At 73.9% G+C, this 4,997-nt stretch carries 4 protein-coding genes; all 4 read left to right on the top strand.

Going from position 1 to position 4,997, the window contains the following annotated elements; all coding sequences use genetic code 11:
* The coding region (locus PROKR_RS02385; protein ID WP_157601833.1) for an ABC transporter ATP-binding protein at window positions 1-895 on the top strand (895 nt) is incomplete at its 5' end.
* Window positions 892-2,760 (top strand): ABC transporter ATP-binding protein, encoded by a 1,869-nt coding sequence (locus PROKR_RS02380; RefSeq protein ID WP_084800208.1) that lies wholly within the window; start codon window positions 892-894, stop codon window positions 2,758-2,760. The genes PROKR_RS02385 and PROKR_RS02380, both read left to right, overlap by 4 nt.
* A gap of 82 nt (window positions 2,761-2,842) precedes the next feature.
* Complete coding sequence (gene hisI / locus PROKR_RS02375) at window positions 2,843-3,229, top strand: phosphoribosyl-AMP cyclohydrolase (RefSeq protein ID WP_036959324.1); 387 nt, start codon at window positions 2,843-2,845, stop codon at window positions 3,227-3,229.
* Window positions 3,226-4,833: an anthranilate synthase component I gene (locus PROKR_RS02370; protein WP_036959323.1), complete on the top strand. Its 1,608-nt coding sequence runs from the start codon at window positions 3,226-3,228 to the stop codon at window positions 4,831-4,833. Before hisI ends, PROKR_RS02370 begins: the two co-directional genes overlap by 4 nt.
* The last annotated feature ends 164 nt before the right edge of the window (window positions 4,834-4,997 follow it).

The raw sequence follows: 4,997 nt of genomic DNA, 5'->3' as shown, positions 1-4,997 counted from the left end.
GGACGCCGGCCGCACCGGCATGTCCGTGCGCCTGGCCGACGTCGGCGTCGACGTCCCCGCGATCAGCGGGGTCCGCGGCCGCTCGATCACGCTGCTCGACGGCGTGGACGTCGCGGTGGAGCCGGGCGCCACGGTCGCCGTCGTCGGCACCACCGGGGCCGGCAAGACCACCCTGGTGAGCCTGCTGGCCCGACTCTCCGATCCCACGCGCGGGCAGGTGCTGCTCGACGGCGTCGACGCCCGCACCCTCGCCGACGGTGAGATCCCGGCGCAGGTCGCGCTCGTCACGCAGACCACGTTCATCTTCGAGGACACCGTGCGCGGCAACGTCACGCTCGCCGACCCGGGCACGCCCGGCACGCCGTCCGACGACGAGGTGTGGGACGCCCTGCGGCTCGCCCGCCTGGACGAGACCGTGCGCGAGATGGCCGGTGGCCTCGACGCACCCCTCGGCGAGCGTGGCGCCAACCTCTCCGGCGGGCAGCGGCAGCGCCTCGCCATCGCGCGTGCCCTCGTGCGGGCTCCGCGCCTGCTCGTGCTCGACGACGCGACGAGCGCTGTGGACCCCCGCGTGGAGCAGGAGATCCTGCGCGGTCTGGCCGCCGGGACGGGCACGACGGCCGGTGCCGAGGAACCTGCCGCCGCCGCACCCGGCACGACCGTGATCATGGTCGCGTACCGCATGTCGTCGGTGGCGCTCGCGGACCGCGTGGTCCACGTCGACGGCGGCCGCGTGGTCGACGTCGGCACGCACGACGAGCTCATGGCGCGCGACGCCGGCTACCGTGAGCTCGCCACGGCGTACGAGGCCGAGACCGAGCGCCGCGAGCAGGAACGGGCCGACGAGGCCGCCGCCGGAAAGCTGGACGACGAGCTGGAAGAGGTGTCCCGATGACCGCGGTGACGGACGAGCCCGACGTGGCCGACGTGCCCGAGGACCTGCTCGACGCCGACGGCGCGCGCATCGAGTCGGCCAGCGGCCTGGGTGTCCTCGCGACCCTGCGCCGCGGCATCGAGATCAGCCCGGAGATCACCAAGGGCCTCTGGATCACCCTGCTGCTGGCATCGCTCGCGGCTGCCGGGCGCGTGGTGGTGCCGCTCGCGGTCCAGCAGACCATCGACGTGGGCGTGCTGGCCGACGGCGGTCCCGACGTCGGCCAGGTGGTCCTCCTCGCGTCGCTCGCGGCGGGAGCGCTGGTACTGGCCGCGCTGTGCGCCGCGCTCGTCAACGTGCGCCTGTTCCGCTCGGCCGAGGCGGGCCTGGCGACGCTGCGCGTCAAGGCGTTCCGGCACGTGCACGACCTCTCGACGCTCACGCAGAACACGGAGCGCCGCGGCGCCCTGGTCTCGCGCGTGACCAACGACGTCGACACGGTCTCCCTGTTCGTGCAGTGGGGCGGCATCATGCTGCTCGTCAGCGTGCTGCAGGTGCTCGTGGCGACGGGCCTCATGCTCGTCTACTCGCCGATCCTGACGGCCGTGGTCTGGATCGCGTTCATCCCGATGTTCCTCGTCATCCGGTTCGGCCAGAAGTACGTCAACCGCGCGTACACGCTGGTGCGCGAGCGGGTCGGGGCGATGCTCGGCGCGATCTCCGAGTCCGTCGTCGGGGCCGAGACGGTGCGGGCCTACGGCGTGGCCGAGCGCACGGGGCGGCGCATCGGCGCCTCCGTCGAGGCGACCCGCACCGCGCAGGCCCGGTCCCAGATCCTGGTCGCGGCGACGTTCTCGTCGGGCGTGCTCATCTCCAACCTCGTGCTGGCCGTCGTGGTGGTCGTGGGCACGTTCCTCGGGGTGGGCGGCGGGCTGAGCGCGGGCGAGCTCGTGGCCTTCCTGTTCCTGGTGCAGCTCTTCACCGGGCCGGTGCAGATGGCCACCGAGATCCTCAACGAGCTGCAGAACGCCGTGGCCGGCTGGCGGCGCGTCATCGCCGTCATCGAGACGCCGGTGCAGGTGGCCGAGAAGCCGGGCGCGGCGACCCAGGAGCGCGGGCCCGCGCACGTGACGCTGCGTGACGTGCGGTTCGCCTACCCGGGCGGCCCCGAGGTGCTGCACGGCGTGACGCTCGACCTGCCGCCCCGCACCAAGGTGGCCGTCGTCGGGCAGACCGGTTCCGGCAAGACGACCATCGCCAAGCTCGTCACCCGGCTCATGGACCCGACGGCGGGCGCCGTGGAGCTGGACGGCACCGACCTGCGCGACCTGTCGTTCGCCTCGCTCCGCGAGCGCGTGGTGCTGGTGCCGCAGGAGGGCTTCCTGTTCGACGGCACGGTGCTGGACAACGCGGCCTACGGCCTGCGCGCCCCGCTCGAGACCGGCGACCACGAGGCGGACGGCGGCCACCGGGCCGCGGTCGAGGAGGCCTTCACCGAGCTCGGGCTGGCCGACTGGGTGGCCGACCTGCCCGACGGGCTGGACACGGCGGTCGGCCAGCGCGGCGAGGCGCTGTCGGCGGGGGAGCGGCAGCTCGTCGCGATCGCCCGCGCCTACCTCGCACAGCCCGACCTGCTGGTGCTCGACGAGGCGACGTCCGCCGTGGACCCGGCGACCGAGGTCCGGATCGCCCGCGCCCTGGACTCCCTGACCGCCGGCCGGTCCACGATCACCATCGCGCACCGGCTCTCCACGGCCGAGGCCTCCGACCTCGTCGTCGTGGTGGACCAGGGCCACGTCGCCGAGGTCGGCCCGCACGCCGAGCTGGCCGCCGCGGACGGCATCTACGCCCAGATGCACGCGAGCTGGGTCGCCCAGACCCGCTAGCCCGGCTCACGTTCCGGTACCGGATCCGGGCCGGCGGCGGACATCACACCGCCGTCGGCCCGCGACGTGGCAGGATTCTCAGGTGCCCGAAGTTCTCGATCCCACGCTCTCCGCCCGGCTCAAGCGGGACGACGCCGGCCTGGTCGCCGCCGTGATCCAGCAGCACGACACGGGCGAGGTGCTCATGGTCGGCTGGATGGACGACGAAGCCCTGCGTCGCACCCTCACCGAGGGCCGCGTGACGTTCTGGTCCCGCAGCCGCCAGGAGTACTGGCGCAAGGGCGACACCTCCGGGCACGCCCAGTACGTCAAGGCCGCGAGCCTCGACTGCGACGGTGACGCCGTGCTGGTCCAGGTGGACCAGATCGGCGCGGCGTGCCACACGGGCACGCGCGCCTGCTTCGAGGCCGGCGGCGACCTGGGCGCGGCGGTAGGCGCACCCGACCAGCGACACGAGGAGACCCGGTGACCCAGCTCGACACCCACGAGGCCCGCACGGCGACCGCACCCGCCGACCTGCCGTGGGGTCGCACCTGGCCGAGCCTGCCGGAGTTCCGTGAGATGGCCGCCGACCGCCGGGTGATCCCCGTGGTCCGTCCCCTGCTGGCCGACGACGCCACGCCCGTCGGCCTCTACCGGACCCTCGCCCAGGGCCGGCCCGGCACGTTCATCCTGGAGTCGGCGGAGTCCGACGGCGTCTGGGCGCGCTGGTCGTTCGTCGGCGTCGCGTCGCGCGCGACCCTGACCAGCGACGGCGGACAGGCCGTGTGGACCGGTGACGTGCCCGTCGGCATCCCGACCACCGGCGACGTCGTCGACGTGGTCGAGGCGGCGCTCGCGGCGCTGCGCACGCCCGGCGTGGCCAACCTGCCGCCGCTGACCGGCGGCCTGGCCGGCGTGCTCGGCTGGGACATCGTGCGGCACTGGGAGCCCACGCTCCCCGCCACGGCCCCGGACGAGACGGGCGCCCCTGAGCTCGCGCTGTGCCTCGCCACGGACCTCGCGGTCGTGGACCACCGGGAGGGCACGGTCTGGCTGGTCGCCAACGCGATCAACGCCGACGCCACCGACGAGCGCGTCGACGAGGCCTACGTGGACGCCGTCGCCCGGCTGGACGCCATGGAGGCCCGGCTAGCGGCCGGCGGACCGCGGATCACGTCCGTCGTCGTCGGGGACGCGCCCGAGCCGGAGCTCGAGTTCCGGTCCACGCGCGAGGAGTTCGAGGACGCCGTGCTCGCGGGCAAGGAGGCGATCCGCGACGGCGAGGTGTTCCAGGTGGTGCTGTCGCAGCGCCTCGACCTGGACTGCCCCGCAGATCCGCTGGACGTCTATCGCGCCCTGCGCACCATCAACCCCAGTCCGTACATGTACTACTTCCACCTGGCCAAGCCCGACGGCGCCGAGTTCGCCGTGGTGGGCTCCAGCCCGGAGACCCTCGTGAAGGTGGACGACGGCCACGTCACCACCTACCCGATCGCCGGCTCCCGACCGCGTGGCGCCCACCCCGAGGAGGACGCCGAGCTCGGCGAGGAGCTCCTCGCCGATCCCAAGGAGCGGGCCGAGCACATCATGCTGGTGGACCTGTCCCGCAACGACATGGTCAAGGTGTGCGAGCCGACCAGCGTCGAGGTGGTCGAGTTCATGAAGGTGCGCCGGTTCAGCCACATCATGCACATGTGCTCCACCGTGGTGGGCCGCCTGCGGGAGGGCTTCGGCGCCCTGGACGCCCTGCGGGCGACCTTCCCGGCGGGAACGCTGTCCGGGGCGCCCAAGCCTCGGGCGATCGCCCTGATCGACGAGCTGGAGCCCGCCTCCCGCGGCATCTACGGCGGCGTCTGCGGTTACTTCGACTTCGGCGGCAACATGGACATGGCCATCGCGATCCGCACCGCGTACATCGCGGACGGCCGCGCCAGCGTGCAGGCCGGCGGCGGCATCGTGGCCGACTCGGTGCCCGCCCTGGAGTACGCGGAGTCGCGCAACAAGGCGGCCGCGGCGGTCCGCGCCGTCCAGCTGGCCTCCCGGCTCGCGCCGCTGCGCACGGTGACGACGCGGACCGGAGGCGACAAGTGACCCGCACCCGCACCGTCCTCGCGCTGCTCGTGCTGGGCGCGCTCACCTTCGGCACGGGCTCGCCGACCTGGATCACCACGACGGTGGCCACGGCGCTGGAGCCCGAGGTGGCGGTCGCCGCGTCGGGCACCTCGGCCGCGCCCGGCGTCGGCGCGAGCGCCCTC

Origin of the sequence: Promicromonospora kroppenstedtii DSM 19349 (assembly GCF_000515355.1) — a bacterium.
GTDB lineage: Bacteria > Actinomycetota > Actinomycetes > Actinomycetales > Cellulomonadaceae > Promicromonospora > Promicromonospora kroppenstedtii.
The sequence above is the reverse complement of the archived record's forward strand: the minus strand, read 5'-3'. Positions and strand labels throughout refer to the sequence as shown.